The organism is Streptomyces sp. NPDC057280 (genome assembly GCF_042668605.1).
Taxonomy (GTDB): domain Bacteria; phylum Actinomycetota; class Actinomycetes; order Streptomycetales; family Streptomycetaceae; genus Streptomyces.
On the sequence record NZ_JBHUYR010000001.1, the window covers coordinates 1,561,433 to 1,581,768 of the forward strand.

Below are 20,336 nucleotides of genomic sequence, written 5' to 3' on the forward strand. Positions count from 1 at the left end.
GAAAGTCCTCCACCGCCTTCACCCCCGCAGAAACCCCTCCACCGCCTTCACGAAACTCCCCGCGTCGTCCAGCCACGGAAAATGCGCCGCCCCCGCCTGCACCACCGACTCGGCCTTCCCGAACAGCCCCGCGTACTCCCCCATCGCCCGCGGCGGTGCCGCCACGTCCACCTCGCCCGCCAGCACCAGCACCCGCCCCGCGAACTCCGCCAACGCCGCCCGTGTCGCCTCCGGATCGAAGGCTCCCGCCGAGCCGTACACCCCCGCCGCCTCGCCGTTGCGCTGCTCCGCCTCCGCCGCGCGCACGGCCCGCGCCCGCTCGTCCCAGCGGGCGAACCAGAACGGGGCGACGGCCTCCCAGTCTCCGCCCGCCGCGCGCCCTTCGGTCACCGCCTCCAGCGCCGCGTACGCCGCGTCGAACCACTCCTCGCCCCGGCGCAGCCGCGCGGCCCCCAGCCGGTCCTCGGCGGTGATGTCGATGCCGACCGCGTACACGCTCGGGGTGATGAGGGCGAGGCGGGCGACCCGGTCGGGGCGGTGGGCCGTGTAGAGGGCCGCGAGGTTCGCGCCGGCGCTGTGCGCCAGCAGGTCCACCCGCTCCAGGCCCAGTGCGTTCCGCAGCGCCTCGACGTCGTCCACCAGCCGGTCGCAGCGGTACGACGCCGGGTCCGCCGGTGTCGCCGAGTCACCCGTCCCCCTCAGGTCCAGGCGGATCAGGGTGCGGTGGGCGGTGAGGCCGCCCAGGTCGCCGAGGTAGGCGGAGGCCTGCATGGGGCCGCCGGGGAGGCAGATCACAGGCGGGCCGTCGCCGGTGGCGTGGTAGGCGAGGACGGTGCCGTCGGGGGCGTTGAAGGTAGGCATGACGTGAGCCTTTCAGCGGGCCTCACCTGCGGCAACGGATTTAGTCCGGGACGTTCAGCTCGGCGACTCCGCGCCCTCACGCGCGTAGTACCACCACGTCACGCCGATGCAGGTGACGTAGAAGGCCACGAAGCCCCACATCGCGCTGGTGACGGCGAAGTTGGCGAACAGGGCCGGGATGAAGAAGAAGCCGTAGGCGGCGACGGCGGCGGTGAAGCCGGTGACCGCCCCCGCTTCCGTCTCGGTCTGCCGCAGGGCCTTGGTGTACTCCGGGGTGCCCTCGGTCAGGCCCTTGAGGTGCTGGTTGCGGAAGATGACGGGGATCTGACGGAACGTCGAGCCGTTGCCGATGCCGGAGAAGAAGAACGCGGCGAGGAAGCAGGCGAAGAAGCCAGCGAAGTTGCCGGTGTCGCCACCGCTCGGGAGGAAGGTGATCACGCCGATGATCGAGGCGGCCATGCCGACGAAGGAGAGGATCGTGACGCGGGCGCCGCCCAGCTTGTCGGCGATCCAGCCGCCGGCCCAGCGGGCGAGGGCACCGAGGGCCGGGCCCATCCAGGCGTAGGTGGCGACGGAGTAGGCCGGGAAGGTCGTCTTGATCAGCATCGGCAGGGCGGCGGCGAAGCCGATGAAGGAGCCGAAGGTGCCGACGTAGAGCCAGGTCATCACCCAGGTGTGCTTGCGGCGGAAGATGACCTTCTGCCGGGCGAAGGAGGTGGACGCGGTCTTGAGGTTGTTCTGGCCGAACCAGGCGACGGCCGCCAGGACGATCAGGACGGGGACCCAGACGAAGGCCGCGTTCTGGAGGTAGACCGTCTCGCCGGTCCTGGAGTCGGCCTGGCCGGAGCCGATCGCGACGACCGAGCTGGTGATGACGATCGGGGTCAGCAGCTGGACCACCGACACGCCCAGGTTGCCGAGGCCGCCGTTGATGCCGGTGGCGTTGCCCTTCTCGCGCTGGGGGAAGAAGAAGCCGATGTTGGCGAGGGAGGAGGAGAAGTTGGCGCCGCCGATGCCGCAGAGCGCGGCGATCACGGCCATGGTGGTGAAGGACGTGGAGGTGTCCTGGATCGCGTACCCCAGCCAGATCAGCGGGACGATCAGGACGACCGTGGACAGCGCGGTGAAGGTGCGCTGGCCGATGCGCGGGCCGAGGAAGGTGTAGATCATCCGGGCCGTGCCGCCGGTCAGACCGGGTATCGCGGTGAGCCAGAACAGCTGCGAGGTGGTGAAGGAGAAGCCGACGTCGGCGAGGTTGGTGGCGGTGACGCTCCACACCTGCCAGACGACGAAGGCCACGAGCAGCGCCGGGACGGCGATCCAGAGGTTGCGCCGGGCGACCCGCTTCCCCACGGAGGTCCAGAAGAGCTCGTTCTCGGGCTCCCAGTCGGTGATGTCCCGGCCGGGCCGGTACTGGGCGAGGTCGTACGACCGCCCGGCGACCGTGGTCGTCGCTTCTTGTACGGCAGGCATGGCTGTTCCTGGTGGTGAGGAGGTTGTCCTTGCTTCTTCAGCCTCCTCCCGCGGTAAGGGGGACAGCAGAGTCCTAGGGCGCGACCACGAACCGCCCTAGGACCCGATGAGCTGGGACTTCCGGCCCGTCCGCCGTCTACGGGGACTTCCGGCCAGTCCGCCGCCTATGCCGCGTGCCGCTCCCGTCCCCGGTGGGCCCGGATGATCTCCGCGTACCGGTGGCCGGAGCCCTTGATCGTGCGGGTCTGGGTGCGGTAGTCCACGTGGACGAGCCCGAACCGCTTGTCGTAGCCGTAGGCCCACTCGAAGTTGTCGAGCAGCGACCAGGCGAAATAACCGGCCAGCGGGGCGCCCTTGCGGGCGGCGGAGGCGCAGGCGGCGAGGTGCCGGGTCAGGTAGTCCTGCCGCTCCGGGTCGTGGACGGTGCCGTCGGGGCGTACGACGTCGGGGTAGGCCGAGCCGTTCTCGGTGACGTACAGCTTGCGGGCGCCGTACTCGTCGGTGAGGCGGAGCAGCAGGGTCTCGATGCCGCTCGCGTCGATCTCCCAGTCCATGCCGGTGCGGGGGACGCCGTCACGGCGGACGGAACGGACGTACGGGGCGGGCCCGTCGGGGTCGTCGGCGACGGTCTGCGGGAAGTAGTAGTTCAGGCCGAGCCAGTCGAGCGGGGCGCCGATGATCTCCAAGTCGCCCGGCTTCTCCGGGAGGTCGACGCCGTACACCTCCCGCATGTCCGCCGGGAAGCCGCGGCCGTGGACCGGGTCCAGCCACCAGCGGTTGGTGTGGCCGTCCATGCGGCGGGCGGCGCGCAGGTCCGCCGGGCGGTCGGTGGCGGGGTGGATGGTGGAGAGGTTGTTGACGATGCCGACCTGGGCGCCGGGGGCGGCCGCGCGGATGGCCTGGGCGGCGAGGCCGTGGCCGAGGAGCAGGTGGTACGAGGCACGGACCGCCGCCGTGAGGTCGGTCCAGCCGGGGGCCATCGTCCCTTCCAGGTGGCCGATCCACGCCGAGCACAGGGGCTCGTTGAGGGTGGTCCAGTGGTGCACCCGGTCGCCCAGCCGCTCGGCCACGGCCGAGGCGTACGCGGCGAAGTGCTCGGCGGTCTCGCGCTCGGGCCAGCCGCCGCGGTCCTGGAGGGCCTGGGGCAGGTCCCAGTGGTAGAGGGTGACGGACGGGGTGATGCCGGCCGCGAGCAGGGCGTCGATCAACTCGTCGTAGAAGGCGAGGCCCTTGGGGTTGACCGGGCCGTCGCCGCCGGGTACGACCCTCGGCCAGGCGACGGACAACCGGTAGGCGTTGGCGCCCAGTTGACGCATCAGCCCGATGTCCTCGCGCCAGCGATGGTAGTGGTCGCAGGCGATGTCGCCGGTGTCGCCGTTCGCCACCTTGCCGGGGGTGTGCGAGAAGGTGTCCCAGATCGACGGCGATCGGCCGTCCTCCGTCACGGCTCCCTCGATCTGGTAGGCGGCTGTGGCCGTGCCCCACAGGAAGTCGTGCGGGAGTGCGGCGAGATCGATGGTCACGAAAGTCCTTTCAGGAGTGGTCACTTGACGGCGCCCGCCGTCAGACCGGCGACGAGATAGCGCTGGAGGAGCAGGAAGCCGGCCACCACCGGGACGCTCACGACCAGTGAGGCGGCCATGATCTGGTTCCAATACACGTCGTAGAGCGTGGAGTAGCCCTGGAGGCCGACGGCGAGGGTTCTGGTGGTGTCGTTGGTCATCACCGACGCGAACAGCACCTCGCCCCAGGCCGTCATGAAGGCGTAGACGGTCACCGCGACGATGCCGGGGATCGCGGCCGGCACGACGACCCGGAAGAGCGCGCCGAGCGGTCCGCAGCCGTCCACGAGGGCCGCCTCGTCCAGATCCCGCGGCACCGAGTCGAAGTACCCGATGAGCATCCAGATCGAGAACGGCAGGGAGAAGGTGAGATACGTCAGGATCAGTCCGCCGCGCGAGCCGAACAGGGCGATGCCGGTGGCGTTGCCGATGTTGACGTAGATCAGGAACAGCGGGAGCAGGAAGAGGATGCCCGGGAACATCTGCGTCGACAGGACGGTGACCGTGAAGACGCGTTTGCCGCGGAAGTCGTAGCGGCTGACCGCGTAGGCCGAGAAGACCGCGATGACCACCGAGCAGACGGCGGCCGCGCTCGCCACGATCAGGGAGTTCACGAAGTACCGGGCGAGCGGGACCGTCGACCAGATGTCGATGTACGGCTGGAAGGTCAGCTCACTCGGTATCCAGCGGAACTTGCCGGTGACGTCCGCCAGCGGCTTCAGCGAGCTGGAGATCATCACGTACACCGGCAGCAGCACGAAGCCGGCCAGCAGGGTCAGGAACACGCGCCGGGTCCACAGGAAGGACCGCGGCGGCGCCATGGGGGAGCTAGGCACGCGACGCCCTCCGTCCGCGCGAGGTGACGGCGAGGTACACGCCCGTCACGAGGAGCAGGAACAGCAGCAGGAGCACGGACATGGCGGAGCCGGTGCCGAAGTTCCAGGTGACGAAGGAGGCTTGGTAGATGTGGACGGAGATCAGGTCCGCGGCCTCCGGCGCCGACTTGCCGAACAGGACGTACGGCGTGTTGAAGTCGTTGAACGTCCACAGGAACAGCACCAGGATCAGCACCTGGTTCACCGCGCCCAGCGACGGCAGGGTGATGCGGCGGATCTGCTGCCACATCCCGGCGCCGTCGAGGGCGGCGGCCTCGTACAACTCCCGTGGGATGTTCTGGAGTCCGGCCATGACGATGAGGAAGGCGAACGGCCAGCCCTTCCACACGGACACGACGAGCAGGGCGATGAAGCTGTTGTCGCCGATGAGCCAGAAGGACGGCTTGTCGGTGACGCCGAGCTGGTCGTGCAGGACGTGGTTCACCAGGCCGTTGTCGTGCTGGAACATGAACACCCAGGTGATGACGGCCGCGTAGACCGGCAGCGCGTACGGCACCAGGAACAGGGCGCGCAGCAGGCCGCGGCCGCGGAAGGTGTCCTGCATGCAGATCGCGGCGGCGGTGCCGATCAGCCAGCACAGGCCGACCGAGGCGAGCGTGAAGCCGACCGTGACGAGGAAGGAGTGCAGCAGGGCCTCGCCGACGGGGGCGTCGAAGTCCACCGACATCCGGAAGTTGTCGAGGCCGGCCCAGGGCGCGGCGCCCCAGTCGCGGATGTAGAACTGGGTGAGTTCCTTGAAGCTCATCACGATGCCGATGACCATCGGCACGAGATGGACGAGGAGCTCGAGGATCAGGGCGGGCAGGAGGAGCAGGTAGGGCAGTCCGATGCGGCGGACGCGGCCGGGGACCCGGCGGCGCGGGCCACGCGCCGCCTTGTCGCCCGACTCCCCTTTGCGCACCGGGAGTTCGACAGTGCTGGTCATCAGGGTCACGCCGCCGGCATCTGCGCCTGGGCCTTCTCCAGGGCCGCCTTCACCGACTCGGTGGTCACCGCGCGACCGGCGGCCGCGTCGGCGAACAGGCCCTTGATGGCCGTGCCGACCGCCGTCTCGAACTGCGATTCGTCGGCGACCTGCGGGGCCGCGACGGCGCTGGTGGCGAGGGTGTTCTTCAGGACGCCGTTGGCCGGGGTGTTGAAGGCCGGGTCCGCCTGGGCGCCCTTGACCGGCGGGATGGAGCTGTAGGCGGTGTTGAGGATCTTCTGCTCGGCGTCGCTCGTCATGAACTTCACGAACTTCTTGGCGCCGTCGAGGTTGTCGGAGTTCTTGAAGACGGCCAGGTTGATGCCCATCACCATCGAGTTGACGCCGGTGCCGGTGCCGGGGGTGCCGGACTGCACGGGCACCGGGGCGATGCCGAAGGAGTCCTCGCTCATGCCCTGGGACTTCAGGTTCGCGGACGCGGACTGCCACAGCAGCATGGCCGTCTTGCCCTTGGCGAAGTCGCTGACCGACTGGTTCTGCGCGTACTCGGCGTTGCCCGGCGCGATGACCTTGTCCTTGGCCATCAGGTCGACGAACTCCTTGACGCCGGCGACCGCCCCGTCGTTGGTGAAGTCGGGCTTGCCGTCGGCGGTGAAGAAGTCGCCGCCGTGCTGCTCGGCGAAGACGACCGCGTGGTGGATGTTCTCCGACGGGTTCGCGCCCTCGACGCCGAGCGCCCACTTGCCGCCCTTGGTCAGCTTCTTGCCGTCCTCGACGAACTCGGCCCAGGTGGCGGGCGGCTTCGTTATGCCCGCGTCGGCGAACATCTTCTTGTTGTAGTAGAGCGCGTACGACATCGAGTACAGCGGCACCGCGGCCGGGTCCTTGCCCTCGGCGCCGGTGGAGCCGAGCGCCGAGTCGACGAAGCGGTCCTTGCCGCCGATCGCCTCGAAGTTCTTCGCGTCCCACGGCAGCAGGGCGCCCGTCGCCTGCAGGGAGGCGCTCCAGGTGTTGCCGATGTTCAGGACGTCGGGGCCCTGGCCCGAGGTCGTCGCGGTGAGGATGCGGTTGAGCAGATCCGACCAGGGCACGACCTCCACCTTCACCTCGATGCCGGTCTGCTTCTTGAACTTGTCGAGTTCCGGCTGGAGGACCTTCTTGTCGACCTCGACGCTCGCCCCCTGGTTGGAGGCCCAGTAGGTGAGCGTCTTGGGAGAGTCGTTGGACCCGCCCTCGGTCGACGAACCGCCTCCGCAGGCCGACGCGGCCAGGGCGAGAGACATGGTGACGGCGCCTACGGCCGCGGCTCGGATGCTGCGCATGGCTCCTGGTGTCCCTTCAGGGAATGCACTCATGACTTAATTTAGGACGTGAGTTAAACGCCACGCGTTCGGCGCGTCAAGGGGTTGAACAGCACTTGTTGAACTCGGCGGCACCTCTTGACGTCCGCGTTTGAACACTGAAGCATCCCTCGGCGAGAGAGCGCTCCCAACCCTTCCGCCGTTCACTTCCCGAACGAGAACCTTTCTGATCAAGGAGCCGCCCATGAGTCCGTCCCCGCTCAGCCGGAGAACCGTCCTGGGTGCCGCGGTGCCCACCGCCCTCGCCCTGTCCGCGACCCCGTCCTGGGGGCGCCCGAAGGCCCTCCCCGGAGGCGGCGACCTCGGCCCGAACGTCCTGGTCTTCGACCCGGACACCCCGGACATCCAGGCGAAGCTGGACGCGGTGTTCGCCCGACAGGAGTCGGCCCAGTTCGGCACCGGCCGCTACGCGCTGCTCTTCAAGCCCGGCACCTACCACGGCCTCAACGCCCAGCTCGGCTTCTACACCTCGATCGCGGGTCTCGGCCTCTCCCCCGACGACACGACCATCAACGGGGACGTGACGGTCGACGCGGGGTGGTTCGGCGGCAACGCCACGCAGAACTTCTGGCGTTCGGCGGAGAACCTGGCGCTGGTCCCGGCGAACGGCACCAATCGCTGGGCGGTCGCGCAGGCCGCGCCGTTCCGCCGGATGCATGTCCGCGGCGGCCTCAACCTCGCGCCCACCGGCTACGGTTGGGCCAGCGGCGGCTACATCGCCGACAGCCGCATCGACGGTCAGATCGGCCCGTACTCCCAGCAGCAGTGGTACACCCGGGACAGCGCGATCGGCAGCTGGCTCAACGGCGTCTGGAACATGGTGTTCTCCGGCGTCGAGGGCGCCCCCGCACAGAGTTTCCCGAACCCGCCGTACACCACCCTCGACACCACACCCGTCTCCCGCGAGAAGCCCTTCCTGTACCTCAGCGGCAGCGAGTACCGGGTCTTCCTGCCGTCCCTGCGCACCAACGCACGGGGAGTGACGTGGGGCAACGGCACACCCCGGGGCACATCGCTCCCCCTCTCGCGGTTCTACGTCGCCAAGCCGGGCGTCTCGGCCGCGACGCTGAACCAGGCCCTCGCCCAGGGGCTGCACCTGCTGCTGACGCCGGGGATCTACCACGTCGACCGGCCGATCCAGGTGAGCCGCGCCAACACCGTGGTCCTCGGCCTGGGTTACGCGACCCTCGTGCCGGACAACGGCGTCACCGCCCTGAAGGTCGCCGACGTGGACGGCGTGCGGCTGGCCGGGTTCCTGATCGACGCCGGGCCGGTCAACTCGGCGTCCCTGCTGGAGGTCGGCCCGAGCGGCGCCTGGCGGGACCACTCCGCGAACCCCACCACCGTGCAGGACGTGTTCATCCGCATCGGCGGCGCGGGCCCCGGCAAGGCCACCACCTCCATGGTCGTCAACAACCGGCACACCATCGTCGACCACACCTGGGTCTGGCGCGCCGACCACGGCGAGGGTGTCGGCTGGGAGACCAACCGCGCGGACTACGGCGTGGTCGTCAACGGCTCCGACGTCCTCGCCACCGGCCTGTTCGTGGAACACTTCAACAAATACGACGTCCAGTGGTTCGGCGAGCGCGGCCGCACGATCTTCTTCCAGAACGAGAAGGCCTACGACGCCCCGAACCAGGCCGCGATCCAGAACGGCGCGGTCAAGGGCTATGCGGCCTACCGGGTCGCCAACTCCGTCACCACGCACGAGGGTTGGGGACTTGGCAGTTACTGCTATTACAACGTCGACCCCACGATCGTGCAGCACCACGGCTTCGCCGCCCCGAACCGGCCGGGAGTGCGCTTCCACGACCTGCTGGTCGTCTCACTCGGGGGCAACGGCCAGTACGAGCACGTCATCAACGAGACGGGAGCGGCGACATCGGGCACGTCGACCGTGCCGTCCACCGTGGTGTCGTATCCCTGACGAAGCTTGACGGCTCGTCAGGTGCGGGCGGCCATGGCGGCCTCCCGCACCGCCGGGGCGATCTCCTGGGCCCAGCGGCCCAGTGTCACGTCGGCCGGGGTGCCGTCGTCCACGCGGAAGTGCACGAACCCGTGGGCGCCGAACTCCAGGACGGCCCCGGTGAGTTCCTCGACCCACTGCGCCACCGAGCCGCCCCGCCACACGCCGCCGGCGTCACGCGGGGCGGCGACGGGCGCGGCGGTGATGACGCCGGGGAGGTTGTACACGGTGACGATGTCGGCGGGGTCACGGCCCGCCGTCAGGGCGGCCTCGTCGATGACGGGCCGGGAGTCGCGGTAGCGCGGGCTCAGCCAGTCGGCGGCGTGGCCGGGGATCCACCCGTCGGCCACCCTGCCGGTGGCGGCGAGCGACTTCGGCCCGACCGAACCGGTCCACACGGGCGGCACCTCGGCCGCGGCCGGTTCGAGGCCGTGCACCTGGTAGAACTCCCCCTCGAACGTGACCGGTTCGCCGCCACCACCGAGCAGCCTGATCAGGGTGACGGCCTCCTCGAAGGCGCGCACGGCGGCCCCCGGCCCGAGGCGCTCCACCCCGAGCCGGGCGATCTCGTCCCACAGCCCGCCCGCCCCCATGCCCAGCACCAGCCGGCCGCCGGTCAGCGCGGACAGCGAGGTGACCGTGCGGGCCAGCACCGGCGCCGGGCGGCTGGGCAGGTTGCTGACGCTGACCAGGGCCGAGACGCGCTCGGTCCGCCCGAGCACGACCCCGACCTGGGCGTACGCGTCGAGTCTGGCCGCGTAGTAGGGGTGGTCGGAGACGGTGACCAGGTCGAGGCCCTGCCGGTCGGCCTGGGCGGCGAGCCGCAGCGACTCCCCGATGTCAGCGACGGCTGTGCTGATACCGGTACCGAACACCGGCTTGTGCGATGACATGGTGGATTCCACCCTCCCCGTCGACTGCGTGCCCCTCCCCGGGAGCACCTTTTCGGTTCGCACCACGAACGTTATTCGTTCGCGGTGCGAACCGACAACGGGACCTGTGACCTAGGACCGCAGCCCCAGAACTACACAGCCGCCACCCCGGACGGCGCCGGGGCGTACCCCGTCGGCCGGGCCGTGAACGTGCCGCGGCCCTGGGTCCGGCTGCGCAACCGGGTTGCGTAGCCGAAGAGTTCGGCGAGCGGCACGGTGGCCGTGACCACCGCCGAACCGGCACGTGCCGCCGAACCCGTGACCCGGCCGCGCCGGGCCGCGAGGTCGCCGAGCACACCGCCGACCGCGGCGTCCGGCACGGTGACCGTGACCTCGGCGACGGGTTCCAGCAGCACCATGGTGCAGGCTCGCAGCGCGTCCCGGAGCCCGAACCGGCCCGCCGTGCGGAAGGCCGTGTCGGAGGAGTCCTTCACATGGGTGGCCCCGTCGGTGAGGGTGACGCGGAGCCCGGTCACCGGGTGACCGCCGAGCGGGCCCTCGGCCAGGGCGTCCCGGCAGCCGGCCTCGACCGCCCGGACGTACTCCTGCGGCACCCGCCCGCCGACGACGGCCGACCGGAACTCGAACCCGGCGTCCACGGGCAGCGGCTCCACGTCGAGGACGACATGCGCGAACTGACCTGCTCCACCGTCCTGTTTGACGTGCCGGAAGACGAACCCGGACACCCCGCGCCCGACGGTCTCCCGGAGCGCCACCCGCGGCCGCCCGGCGTTGACGTCCAGCCCCTGGTCACGCCGTACCTTCTCCAGCGCGACCTCCAGATGCAGTTCGCCCATACCGGACAGCACCGTCTGCCCGGTCTCCGGGTCGGTCCGCACGACGAGCGACGGGTCCTCCTCGGCCAGCCGGGCGAGCGCCTGGGCGAGCCGGTCGGTGTCGGTGGACCGTACGGCCTCGACCGCCACGGACACGACGGGTTCGGCGGCACCGGGCGGTTCGAGGACGAGCGGGGCGTCCGGCGCGCACAGCGTCGACCCGGCGCGGGCCGCCTTCAGCCCGACGACGGCCACGATGTCCCCGGCGACCGCCCGCTCCAGCTGGGCGTGCCGGTCGGCCTGCACCCGCAGGATGCGCCCGATGCGCTCGGTGCGCCGTACGCCCGAGTCCCACACCGTGTCTCCCTTCTCGATCGTTCCGGAGTAGACCCGGAGGTAGGTGAGGCGTCCGGTCGGGGTCGCGTTCACCTTGAACACCAGCCCCGCGAACGGCGCCGCCGGGTCGGCGGGCCGCTCCTGCCCGTCGCCCTCGCCGGTGCCGCGTACGGCGGGCACGTCGAGCGGCGACGGCAGATAGGCCACCAGCGCGTCGAGCAGCGGTTCGACACCGCGGTTGCGGTAGGCCGAGCCGCACAGGACCACGACCCCGTCGCCGGAGTGCGTGAGGTCGCGCAGCGCATCGCTGAGCGTCCGCGCGTCGAGCGCCGACCGGGCGCAGAACTCCTCCAGCGCGCCGGGGTGGAGTTCGGCCACCGCTTCCTCCAGCAGCCTCCGCCGTCGCGCCGCTTCCTCGGCGAGTGCTCCCGGGATCTCCTCTGCGACCATGTCGTCGCCGTCGGCCCAGGTCAGCGCCCGCATCCCGACCAGGTCGACCACTCCGCGGAAGCCGTCCTCCGCCCCGATGGGCAGCTGCACCACGAGGGGCGCCGGGTGCAGCCGCTCCCGGATGGAGGCGACGGCGGCGTCGAGGTCGGCGCCCGCGCGGTCCATCTTGTTGACGAACGCGATCCGCGGAACGCCGTACCGGTCGGCCTGACACCAGACGGACTCGCTCTGCGGCTCCACGCCCGCGACGGCGTCGAACACCGCGACCGCGCCGTCGAGGACGCGGAGCGAGCGCTCCACCTCGTCGGCGAAGTCGACGTGCCCCGGGGTGTCGATCAGGTTGATGCGATGACCGTCCCAGGCACAGCTGATCGCCGCCGCGAAGATCGTGATGCCGCGATCGCGCTCCTGCGGGTCGAAGTCGGTGACGGTCGTACCGTCGTGGACCTCACCGCGCCGGTGGGTGGTGCCGGTGGCGAACAGGATCCGCTCGGTGACGGTGGTCTTGCCGGCGTCGACGTGGGCGAGGATGCCCAGGTTGCGGACGGTGGCGAGAGGGTTGCTGCGAGTACGCACGGCCCATGGCCTTTCGAGGTGTTCCGTGAAAAAAGGGGCAGCGCGATTCCCGTACGAAACACATGGCTTGACGATGCGTCAGGAGTTCGTGACGGGCATCCGGCACCGGCCGCGCAGCGGGCGCCGGGCGGCCGGGGACACGAGGATCACCTCGTACCGGGTACGGGAAGCGACGACAGCGGTGCGGTCACACACGGCCGGGCTCCCCTCGTTCGTCACGGATCTCTTTGATCTCGTGGTGAGTGTAGGGAGGGGACGGGAAGGTCGGCACATGATTATTCGACGGCCGCCCACAGCACGGAAAACAGCTGTGCGGGTCGAGGAGATCCTCGACCCGCACAGCTGTGCTTACTCTCTGTGTCCGAGGGGGGACTTGAACCCCCACGCCCGATAAAGGGCACTAGCACCTCAAGCTAGCGCGTCTGCCATTCCGCCACCCGGACTAGGTGTCTGCCGCCTGGCCGGGGGTGTTCCCCGCGGCGACATGGACAACAATACCAAGCTTTCGGAGTGCCTTTCACCTGCATATCCGTCCTCCGGACAGCCGTCCCCCGCCACCTGCGGCAGGCCCCTCACGGCCACACCCTGCGCGACCGGGCGGTTACCGTCAGCGCGGCCGGTTCCCCCGCGCGTGGTACATCTTCCGCGTCTGCTCGGTGTGGGTCCGCATGGCCTCGGTCGCCCGGTGTTCGTCGCGGTCCGCGATCGCGGCGATCAGTTCGCGGTGCTCGATCCAGGACTGCTGTCCGCGCTGCCGCGCCACCGGCGTGTAGTACCAGCGCACCCGCCGGTCGACCTGGGCGGCCAGCTCCGCGAGGACCTTGTTGCCCGCGAGCTCCATGATCTTCGCGTGCAGTCGGGCGTTGATCGCGACCGCGCCGTCCACGTCGTCGGCCGCGACGGCTCGCTCGCCCTCGGCGCACAGCTCCTCGAGGGCGGCGATGGCCGCACTGCCGGCGATGGCCGCACTGCCGGCGTTGGCCGCGGCGAGCCGGGCCGCTTCGGCCTCCAGGAGGGTGCGGACGGTGAGGAGCTGGTCGGCCTCCTCCTCCGTCGGTTCGTGCACGAACGCGCCCTGGGCCGGGCGCAGGTCCACCCACCCCTCGGTGCTGAGCCGCTGCAGTGCCTCGCGCACCGGCTGACGCGAGACGCCGAGGTGCCCGGCGAGCTCGCTCTCGACCAGATGCCGGCCGGGCTGCAGGGCACGGGTGGTGATGAGTTCGAGGAGTGCCTCGTAGACACGGTCGCGCAGCGGGCCGGGACGTTCGAGCTTGGGCACCGCACCCTGTGGCAGGCCAGTCGTCGACAACATCACGGCCCCTCCTCGTCGGCGTCGTCGCTGCGTGCAGGAGGCAATTATGGATTGGCTTTCGCCTACAGTCTACGGCGCACAAACGCGCGGAAGTCTTGCTGGCACCTCTTCCATCCTGTAGACAATATTTCGTCGACATGATTCGACGGCGGCGGGACCCTGAGTGGCGGGGAGCGCCCCCTGCGCCGCAAGGGTCCCGCTTCAGCCCACCAACTGCCCCTGCTCGGAGGCGACATGGAAGATCTGCATCCCGAGGTGGTCCTGGGAATGGCCGCCCAGGCGCCCGACGGCATCGTGATCATCGACGGCGACGGCCTCATCCGTTACTGGAACCAGGGCGCGGAGCGTATCTTCGGGTTCTCGGCGGCTGACGTGGACGGCCGGAGTCTGGACGTGATCATCCCGGAGAAGCACCGCAAGCGGCACTGGGACGGCTTCCAGGAAGCCATGGACCGCGGCACCAGCAAGTACGGCGAGGCGGACCTGCTGAACGTGCCCGCGCTGGCCGCGGACGGGCGCAGGATCTCCATCGAGTTCAGCGTGGTCATGCTCCCGGCCGCCGACGGTGCCATGTACTGCGGTGCGGTCATCCGGGATGTGACCGCGCGGCGGGAGCGGGAGCGCGAGTTGATGCGGCGGCGCGCCGAGGCGACCGTCTGAAGCTCCCGGCACGCACCTGAGTGGGGGCCGTTGCCTCAAGGCAACGGCCCCCACTCACATGTCACCCCTGCCTACACGATGACGCCGTTCTCCTTCAGGCGGCCGATGGTCTCCTCGTCGTAGCCGAGTTCGACCAGGACCTCGGAGCTGTGTTCGCCCAGCAGCGGGGCACCGGTGATGTCGGGCTTGAAGGAGGAGAACTTCACCGGGCTGCCCACGGTGAGGTAGGTGCCGCGTTCCTTCTGCTCGACCTCGACGACCGTGCCGCTCCTGCGCAGGTCCTCGTCGTAGGCGATCTCCTTCATGCTCATCACGGGGGCGCAGGGCACCTCCCATTCGCGCAGGATGTTCACCGCCTCGTACTTGGTCTTGTCGGCGAGCCACTTCTCGATCTCCGCGAAGATCTCGAAGATGTGCGACTGCCGGGCGCGCGCGGTGGCGTACTCCGGGTCGTCCGCCCACTCGGGGTGGCCGATCACCTCGGCCGTCCGCTTCCAGTTCTGCTCCTGGACGGTGAAGTAGATGTACGCGTTCGGGTCGGTCTCCCAGCCCTTGCACTTGAGGACCCAGCCGGGCTGGCCGCCGCCGCCCGCGTTGCCGCCGCGCGGGACGACGTCGGTGAACTCGCCGTTGGGGTACTGGGGGTACTCCTCCAGGTAGCCGACCCGCTCCAGGCGCTGCTGGTCGCGCAGCTTGACGCGGCACAGGTTGAGGACGGCGTCCTGCATGGAGACGGAGACCTTCTGGCCCTTGCCGGTCTTGGTGCGGTCGATGATCGCGGTGAGGATGCCGATCGCCAGGTGCATCCCGGTGTTGGTGTCGCCGAGGGCGGCGCCGGAGATGGTCGGCGGGCCGTCCCAGAAGCCGGTGGTGGAGGCGGCGCCGCCGGCGCACTGGGCGACGTTCTCGTAGACCTTGAGGTCGTTCCAGGACGACTGGTCGTTGAAGCCCTTGACCGAGCCGAAGATCAGGCGCGGGTTGAGCTCCTGGATGCGCTCCCAGGTGAAGCCCATGCGGTCCAGGGCGCCTGGCGCGAAGTTCTCCACCAGGACGTCGGCGTCCTTGATGAGCTTCTCCAGCACCTCCTTGCCCTCGGGGGTCTTGGTGTTGATGGCGAGGGAGCGCTTGTTGCTGTTGAGCATCGTGAAGTAGAGCGCGTCGAGGTCCTCGATGTCCCTGAGCTGACGGCGGGTCACATCGCCGCCGTTGGGGCGCTCCACCTTCAGGACGTCGGCGCCGAACCAGGCGAGCATCTGTGTGCAGGCGGGACCGGCCTGGACCCCGGTGAAGTCGATCACCTTGATTCCGGCGAGCGGCTTTTCACTCATGTCTGCTTCCTTTGCGTGAAGTTACGTGGTCACTTCTTGGCCGGCGTGATGTTGCCGACGGTGATGCCCTTGGGGTTGAGGTGCGAGATGTGGCCGCTCTCGGTGCCGGCCGAGGGGTCGATGACGCAGTCGATGAGCGCCGGGCCCCCGGAGGCGAGGGCGTCGGTGAGGGCGGCGGTGACCTCGGCGGGGGTGGTGGCCCGGTAGCCCTTGCCGCCGAACGCCTCGATGAGGAGGTCGTGGCGGGCCGCCGACATGAGCGTGGTGGGCGCGGGGGCGTCGTCGTACGGGTTGGTGTCGTCGCCGCGGTAGACGCCGCCGTTGTTCATGATCACGGTGACGACCGGCAGCCGGTAGCGGCAGATCGTCTCGATCTCGATACCGCTGAACCCGAAGGCGCTGTCGCCCTCGACGGCCACGACCGGCTGTCCGCTCTCGACGGCGGCGGCGATGGCGTACCCCATGCCGATGCCCATGACGCCCCAGGTGCCGCTGTCGAGGCGGTGGCGCGGTACGTGCATGTCGATGACGTTGCGCGCGATGTCCAGGGCGTTGGCGCCCTCGTTGACGAGGTAGGTCTCCGGGCGGGCGTGGATGACGTCGCGTACGGCCTTCAGGGCGCCCATGAACTGCATGGGGTGCGGGTCGGCCGCCAGCCGCTGGGCCATCTTGGCGACGTTCTGCGCGGAGCGCGCCCCGAGTTCGTCGCGCCAGGCCGAAGGGGCCTGGATCTGGCCGGGCTTGGTGCGTTCGGCGAGGGCGTCGAGCACCGACTCGATGTCGCCGACGAGCGGCGCGGCGATGGGCTGGTTGCTGTCCATCTCCTTGGGGTCGATGTCGATCTGGACGAACTTGGCGTCCGGGTTCCAGCCCGCCTGGCCGTGGCCGAGGAGCCAGTTGAGGCGGGCGCCGATCAGCAGGACGACGTCGGCCTTCTTCAGGGCCAGGGAGCGGGCGGTGGCCGCGGACTGCGGGTGGTTGTCGGGCAGCAGGCCCTTCGCCATCGACATCGGTACGTACGGGATGCCCGTGGACTCGATGAACTCCCGTACCTTGTCGTCCGCCTGGGCGTACGCGGCGCCCTTGCCCAGCACGATCAGCGGGCGCTCGGCGGAGGCCAGCAGCTCGATCGCGCGGTCCACGGCGTCGGGGGCGGGAAGCTGGCGCGGCGCGGGGTCGACGAGGCGGCTCAGGGTCCTCTCCCCCTCCGCCTTGGGCATGATGGCGCCGAGCACCGCGGCGGGGATGTCAAGATAGACACCGCCGGGGCGCCCGGAGATCGCGGTGCGCAGGGCGCGGGCGATACCGCGGCCGATGTCCTCGACACGGCTGACGCGGTACGCGGCTTTGACGAACGGCTGGGCGGCGGCGAGCTGGTCCATCTCCTCGTAGTCGCCCTGCTTGAGGTCGACGAGGTGACGCTCGCTGGAACCGGAGATCTGCACCATGGGGAAGCAGTTGGTGGTCGCGTTCGCCAGCGCGACGAGGCCGTTGAGGAAGCCCGGTGCCGACACCGTGAGGGCCACGCCCGGCTTCTTGGTGAGGTAGCCGGCGGCGGCGGCCGCGTGTCCGGCGTTGCTCTCGTGCCGGAAGCCTATGTAGCGGATGCCCTGGGCCTGAGCGAGGCGGGCGAGGTCGGTGATCGGGATGCCGACGACCCCGTAGATGGTGTCGACGTCGTTCATCTTGAGCGCGTCGACGACCAGGTGGTACCCGTCGGTGAGGTCGGTCGGCACGTCGGCTGCTGCCGCGGTCTCCTGTGTCGAGGGGGCGGTCATGGTCCGGGGTCCTCCTTGGGCAGGTCCTGCCGGTGCGGCTACTCCTCTCACCATCCGCAGCGCGTTCGCCCACGTCCAAGACCCATCGGCGACCAGCCGATAAGCAACTTCTATCGAGAGCCGGCGCAGGCCCTCACAACTGCCTTGATAGCCGCCCGTTATCGACCGTTCGGCAGTGCGTATTGGACGACCGGCGGAGGTCGCCGCAGGCTCGCAGAGGACTGTTCCGTCGGACCTGGCGCTAGGGGGGTGGGGTGATGGCCGCTGTGGTCGATGCATCGGTGCGCGACGCGGGCCGGTACCGGCCTCCGACGCTGACAGGCCTCGTCGACCTCCTCGACCGGCAGGTCCGGGAACGTCCGTACGCCCGTGCGCTCGTCGTCGGCGGTGAGCGGGTCCATCTGTCCTACCGCGCCCTCGCCGCCCTGGCCGACGACGTGGCCGCCCGGCTCGGCGGGGCGGGGCTGCGCCGCGGCGACGCGGTCGGGGTGCTGTCCGCCAACACGGCCGAGTTCGTGGTGGCGTTGTTCGGAGCGGCACGGGCCGGGCTGGTGGTCGCACCGCTCGACCCGGCGCTCCCCCAGGCACAACTCTCGGCCCGCGTGGGTGCGTTGGGTGCCCGGAGCGTGCTGGTGGGACCGCCCGTCGCGGACGCTCGACTGCCGGTGCCGGCGTGGCCCTTGCGCGTCGGCGCCTCCCGGGCGGGCACGGCATCGGTCACCCTCGACGTCGGCTCTGCGGCCCATGTTCCGGGAGCCGCAGACCGCGGTCCCGCCGCCCATGCACCGGGAGCCGCCGCCGAGTTGTCGGCGGACGACGCCCTCGTCATGTTCACCGCGGGGACCAGTGCCCGGCCGAAGATGGTCCCGCTGACCCACGCGAACGTCACGGCGTCCGTGCGGAACATCTGCGCCAGTTACGAGTTGGGGCCGGGAGACGCGACGGTGGCGGTGATGCCGTTCTTCCACGGGCACGGACTGTTCGCGGCACTGCTGGCCTCGCTGGCGAGCGGCGGTTGTGTGCTGCTGCCCGAGCGGGGGCGGTTCTCCGCGACGACGTTCTGGGACGACATGCGGGCGGTGGCGGCCACGTGGTTCACGGCGGTTCCGGCCATGCACGAGATCCTGCTGGACCGGTCGGAGCAGGAGTATCCGGGGGCGCAGGCGCCGCCGCTGAAGTTCGTCCGCAGTTGCAGCGCTCCGCTCAACACCGCCACGCAGCGGGCGTTGGAGCGCACGTTCGGCGCGCCCCTGCTGTCGGCGTACGGGATGACCGAGTCCTCGCACCAGGCGACCAGTGAACCCCTGCCGGGACGTGGGGAGTTGAAGCAGGGCTCGGTCGGCCGGCCGACCGGCGTCGAGGTCCGGGTCGTCGGCCCCGGCGGGGTTCCCCGCCCCGTGGGTGTGGAGGGCGAGGTGTGGGTGCAGGGGCCCACGGTCGCCCGCGGGTATCTCGGCGACGCGGACGAGACGTCGTACATCTTCGTCGACGGCTGGCTGCGCACCGGTGACCTGGGCATGCTGGACGCGGACGGATATCTGTCGCTCACCGGGCGGATCAAGAACCTCATCAACCGCGGTGGGGAGAAGATCGCGCCCGAGCATGTGGAGGACATCCTCGCCGGGTGCCCGGGGGTGGCGGAGGCGGCCGTGTTCGCCGTACCGGACGCGACGTACGGGCAGCGGGTCGGGGCCGCGGTGGTGGTGCGGGACGGGGAAGGCGTGGACGCGGCGGAGATCCTGCGGTACTGCCGGGACCGGCTCGCCGCGTTCGAGGTGCCCGACCGGCTCGACGTGGTCGACGCGCTGCCGTACACCGCCAAGGGAGGACTCGACCGGAAGGCCGTACAGGCACGGTTCGCGTCGTGAGCGTCAGGGGACGGTCCGCACGAGGTGTTCGGTGGGCAGGGGCCGGGCGAAGACGTCGTCCAGGGACAGGCCCGTCGCCGCGTTGACGAAGGCGCGGGCGGCGACCGAGCCGGGGGTTCCGGCGTGGATCGCCACCGAGACCTGGGCGCCGGCCTCCGGATCGACCAGGGGCAGCGCCCGGGTGCGGCCGACGACCGGCATCGCGCGCAGCCAGGTGTGCGGGACGATGCTCGCCCAACCGCCGCCGCCCACATGGGCGTAGAGGGAGGCGATCGAGTCCGTCTCGATCTGCGGGGTCACCATGAACCCCTTCTCGGCGAAGACGGTGTCGACGATCTGCCGGATGCGCATGTCGGGTGTCAGCAGGGCGAGCGGCAGTTGGGCCGCGTCCGCCCAGGTGACGGTGGCGGACTGGGTGACCGGCTGGTCGTCCGACACCAGCAGCATGTACCGCTCCTGGTAGAGCGGGACGACCTGGAGGCCCTCCTGGTCGCCGGGGTCGAAGTGGGCGATCGCCACGTCGAGTTCGAAGTCGCGGAGCTGGCGGTGGAGTTCCTTGGTCGACAGCCGGGAGCGGACCTGCACCTTGGCCAGCGGGTGGGCGGCGCAGAACGCGGCGACGGGCAGCGCGAGGGTCGTCGAGGCCGTGGGGTCGGTGCCGAGCCGCAGGGTGCCGGTGATGCCGGACTGGACCGCGGCCACCTCGGCCTTGAAGGCGTCCTGTTCGGCGAGGATGCGTTTGGCCCAGACGACCAGCCGCTCGCCCTCCGGGGTGAGGCCCTGGTAGGTGTGCCCGCGGTTGATGAGGGTGACGTTCAACTCCCGTTCCAGCTTGGCGATCGCCGCCGACAGCGCCGGCTGCGACACGAAGCAGGACTCGGCCGCCCGGGCGAAGTGCCGCTCCCGCGCCACCGCCACGAAGTACTCAAGCTGCCGGAACAGCATGAACGACTCCTCTCTCGCCGGGCAGGCGGACCCGGAGGCTGCAGACGGCCGACCCAGATACTGTATGCAGTATCCGTTCGACGTGTACAGCCCCGGGCACGCCCCGGCGCTGCCTCAGCGGAGGAGCTCCACCGCGGCGACCACCAAGGGGTCGAGACCGTCCGCGCCGGCGTCGGCGTACTCGTACAGCCGGGCGCGCATCCGCGGGTCCCAGAACCGGTCGATGTGCCCCGCGATCTCCGCCGCGGCCCGCTCCTCGGGCAGGTGCCGGAGGTTCCTGGCGATGTCGTTCGCCATCCGCTGCTCGGACGGCACGGTGGCTGTCATC

At 70.3% G+C, this 20,336-nt stretch carries 16 protein-coding genes and 1 tRNA gene; 3 read left to right on the plus strand and 14 right to left on the minus strand.

Annotation, left to right across the window (positions count from 1 at the left end):
• Window positions 1-18: 18 nt before the first annotated feature.
• The 6 genes from ACFUO4_RS07145 to ACFUO4_RS07170 all read right to left on the minus strand — a co-directional run bounded on the left by ACFUO4_RS07145 (window position 19) and on the right by ACFUO4_RS07170 (window position 7,039).
• Window positions 19-861, minus strand: a complete 843-nt coding sequence (locus tag ACFUO4_RS07145; RefSeq protein ID WP_383480640.1) for an alpha/beta fold hydrolase — start codon at window positions 859-861, stop codon at window positions 19-21.
• A gap of 54 nt (window positions 862-915) precedes the next feature.
• A complete protein-coding gene (locus ACFUO4_RS07150) occupies window positions 916-2,334 on the minus strand; it encodes a NarK family nitrate/nitrite MFS transporter (RefSeq protein ID WP_383480643.1) in 1,419 nt (472 codons plus the stop codon).
• A 164-nt stretch (window positions 2,335-2,498) separates the two neighbouring features.
• A complete protein-coding gene (locus ACFUO4_RS07155; protein ID WP_383480646.1) occupies window positions 2,499-3,857 on the minus strand; it encodes a GH1 family beta-glucosidase in 1,359 nt (452 codons plus the stop codon).
• Between the two features lie 20 nt (window positions 3,858-3,877).
• Complete coding sequence (locus ACFUO4_RS07160; protein WP_079309399.1) at window positions 3,878-4,717, minus strand: carbohydrate ABC transporter permease; 840 nt, start codon at window positions 4,715-4,717, stop codon at window positions 3,878-3,880.
• Between the two features lie 7 nt (window positions 4,718-4,724).
• Window positions 4,725-5,717 carry a carbohydrate ABC transporter permease gene (locus ACFUO4_RS07165; protein ID WP_079309424.1) on the minus strand — a complete coding sequence of 331 codons (993 nt, stop codon included), beginning with the start codon at window positions 5,715-5,717 and terminating at the stop codon, window positions 4,725-4,727.
• A 5-nt stretch (window positions 5,718-5,722) separates the two neighbouring features.
• A complete protein-coding gene (locus ACFUO4_RS07170) occupies window positions 5,723-7,039 on the minus strand; it encodes an ABC transporter substrate-binding protein (protein ID WP_383480650.1) in 1,317 nt (438 codons plus the stop codon).
• A gap of 223 nt (window positions 7,040-7,262) precedes the next feature.
• On the opposite strand from ACFUO4_RS07170, the gene ACFUO4_RS07175 reads away from it, so the two are divergent.
• The gene (locus ACFUO4_RS07175; protein WP_383480653.1) at window positions 7,263-9,008 is read left to right on the plus strand and encodes a coagulation factor 5/8 type domain-containing protein; all 1,746 of its coding nucleotides are present in this window, start codon (window positions 7,263-7,265) and stop codon (window positions 9,006-9,008) included.
• A 17-nt stretch (window positions 9,009-9,025) separates the two neighbouring features.
• Here ACFUO4_RS07175 and ACFUO4_RS07180 read toward each other — a convergent pair whose 3' ends face one another.
• The 4 genes from ACFUO4_RS07180 to ACFUO4_RS07195 all read right to left on the minus strand — a co-directional run bounded on the left by ACFUO4_RS07180 (window position 9,026) and on the right by ACFUO4_RS07195 (window position 13,429).
• On the minus strand, window positions 9,026-9,940 hold the full coding sequence (locus ACFUO4_RS07180) for an LLM class flavin-dependent oxidoreductase (protein WP_383480656.1): 915 nt from the start codon (window positions 9,938-9,940) through the stop codon (window positions 9,026-9,028).
• Window positions 9,941-10,071: 131 nt separating this feature from the next.
• Window positions 10,072-12,117 (minus strand): elongation factor G, encoded by a 2,046-nt coding sequence (fusA, locus tag ACFUO4_RS07185; protein WP_383480659.1) that lies wholly within the window; start codon window positions 12,115-12,117, stop codon window positions 10,072-10,074.
• Between the two features lie 358 nt (window positions 12,118-12,475).
• A tRNA-Leu gene (locus ACFUO4_RS07190) sits at window positions 12,476-12,560 on the minus strand.
• 164 nt (window positions 12,561-12,724) lie between these two features.
• Window positions 12,725-13,429 carry a GntR family transcriptional regulator gene (locus ACFUO4_RS07195; protein WP_383480662.1) on the minus strand — a complete coding sequence of 235 codons (705 nt, stop codon included), beginning with the start codon at window positions 13,427-13,429 and terminating at the stop codon, window positions 12,725-12,727.
• Window positions 13,430-13,663: 234 nt separating this feature from the next.
• Between ACFUO4_RS07195 and ACFUO4_RS07200 the strand changes: the two genes are divergently transcribed.
• Window positions 13,664-14,089: a PAS domain S-box protein gene (locus ACFUO4_RS07200; RefSeq protein WP_079309394.1), complete on the plus strand. Its 426-nt coding sequence runs from the start codon at window positions 13,664-13,666 to the stop codon at window positions 14,087-14,089.
• Between the two features lie 71 nt (window positions 14,090-14,160).
• On the opposite strand, the gene frc is transcribed toward ACFUO4_RS07200, so the two are convergent.
• On the minus strand, window positions 14,161-15,417 hold the full coding sequence (frc, locus tag ACFUO4_RS07205; RefSeq protein ID WP_079309393.1) for a formyl-CoA transferase: 1,257 nt from the start codon (window positions 15,415-15,417) through the stop codon (window positions 14,161-14,163).
• A 29-nt stretch (window positions 15,418-15,446) separates the two neighbouring features.
• Window positions 15,447-17,195, minus strand: coding sequence for an oxalyl-CoA decarboxylase (gene oxc, locus ACFUO4_RS07210; RefSeq protein WP_079309392.1), 1,749 nt, complete (start codon window positions 17,193-17,195; stop codon window positions 15,447-15,449).
• A 257-nt stretch (window positions 17,196-17,452) separates the two neighbouring features.
• On the opposite strand from oxc, the gene ACFUO4_RS07215 reads away from it, so the two are divergent.
• Entirely contained in the window at window positions 17,453-19,063 is a 1,611-nt protein-coding gene (locus tag ACFUO4_RS07215; protein ID WP_383480667.1) for a FadD7 family fatty acid--CoA ligase, read from the plus strand.
• Between the two features lie 3 nt (window positions 19,064-19,066).
• Here ACFUO4_RS07215 and ACFUO4_RS07220 read toward each other — a convergent pair whose 3' ends face one another.
• Together ACFUO4_RS07220 and ACFUO4_RS07225 are read right to left on the minus strand one after the other, a co-directional pair.
• Window positions 19,067-20,008 (minus strand): LysR family transcriptional regulator, encoded by a 942-nt coding sequence (locus ACFUO4_RS07220; RefSeq protein ID WP_383480670.1) that lies wholly within the window; start codon window positions 20,006-20,008, stop codon window positions 19,067-19,069.
• A 114-nt stretch (window positions 20,009-20,122) separates the two neighbouring features.
• Complete coding sequence (locus ACFUO4_RS07225) at window positions 20,123-20,335, minus strand: formate dehydrogenase subunit delta (protein WP_383480673.1); 213 nt, start codon at window positions 20,333-20,335, stop codon at window positions 20,123-20,125.
• Window position 20,336: the final 1 nt, after the last annotated feature.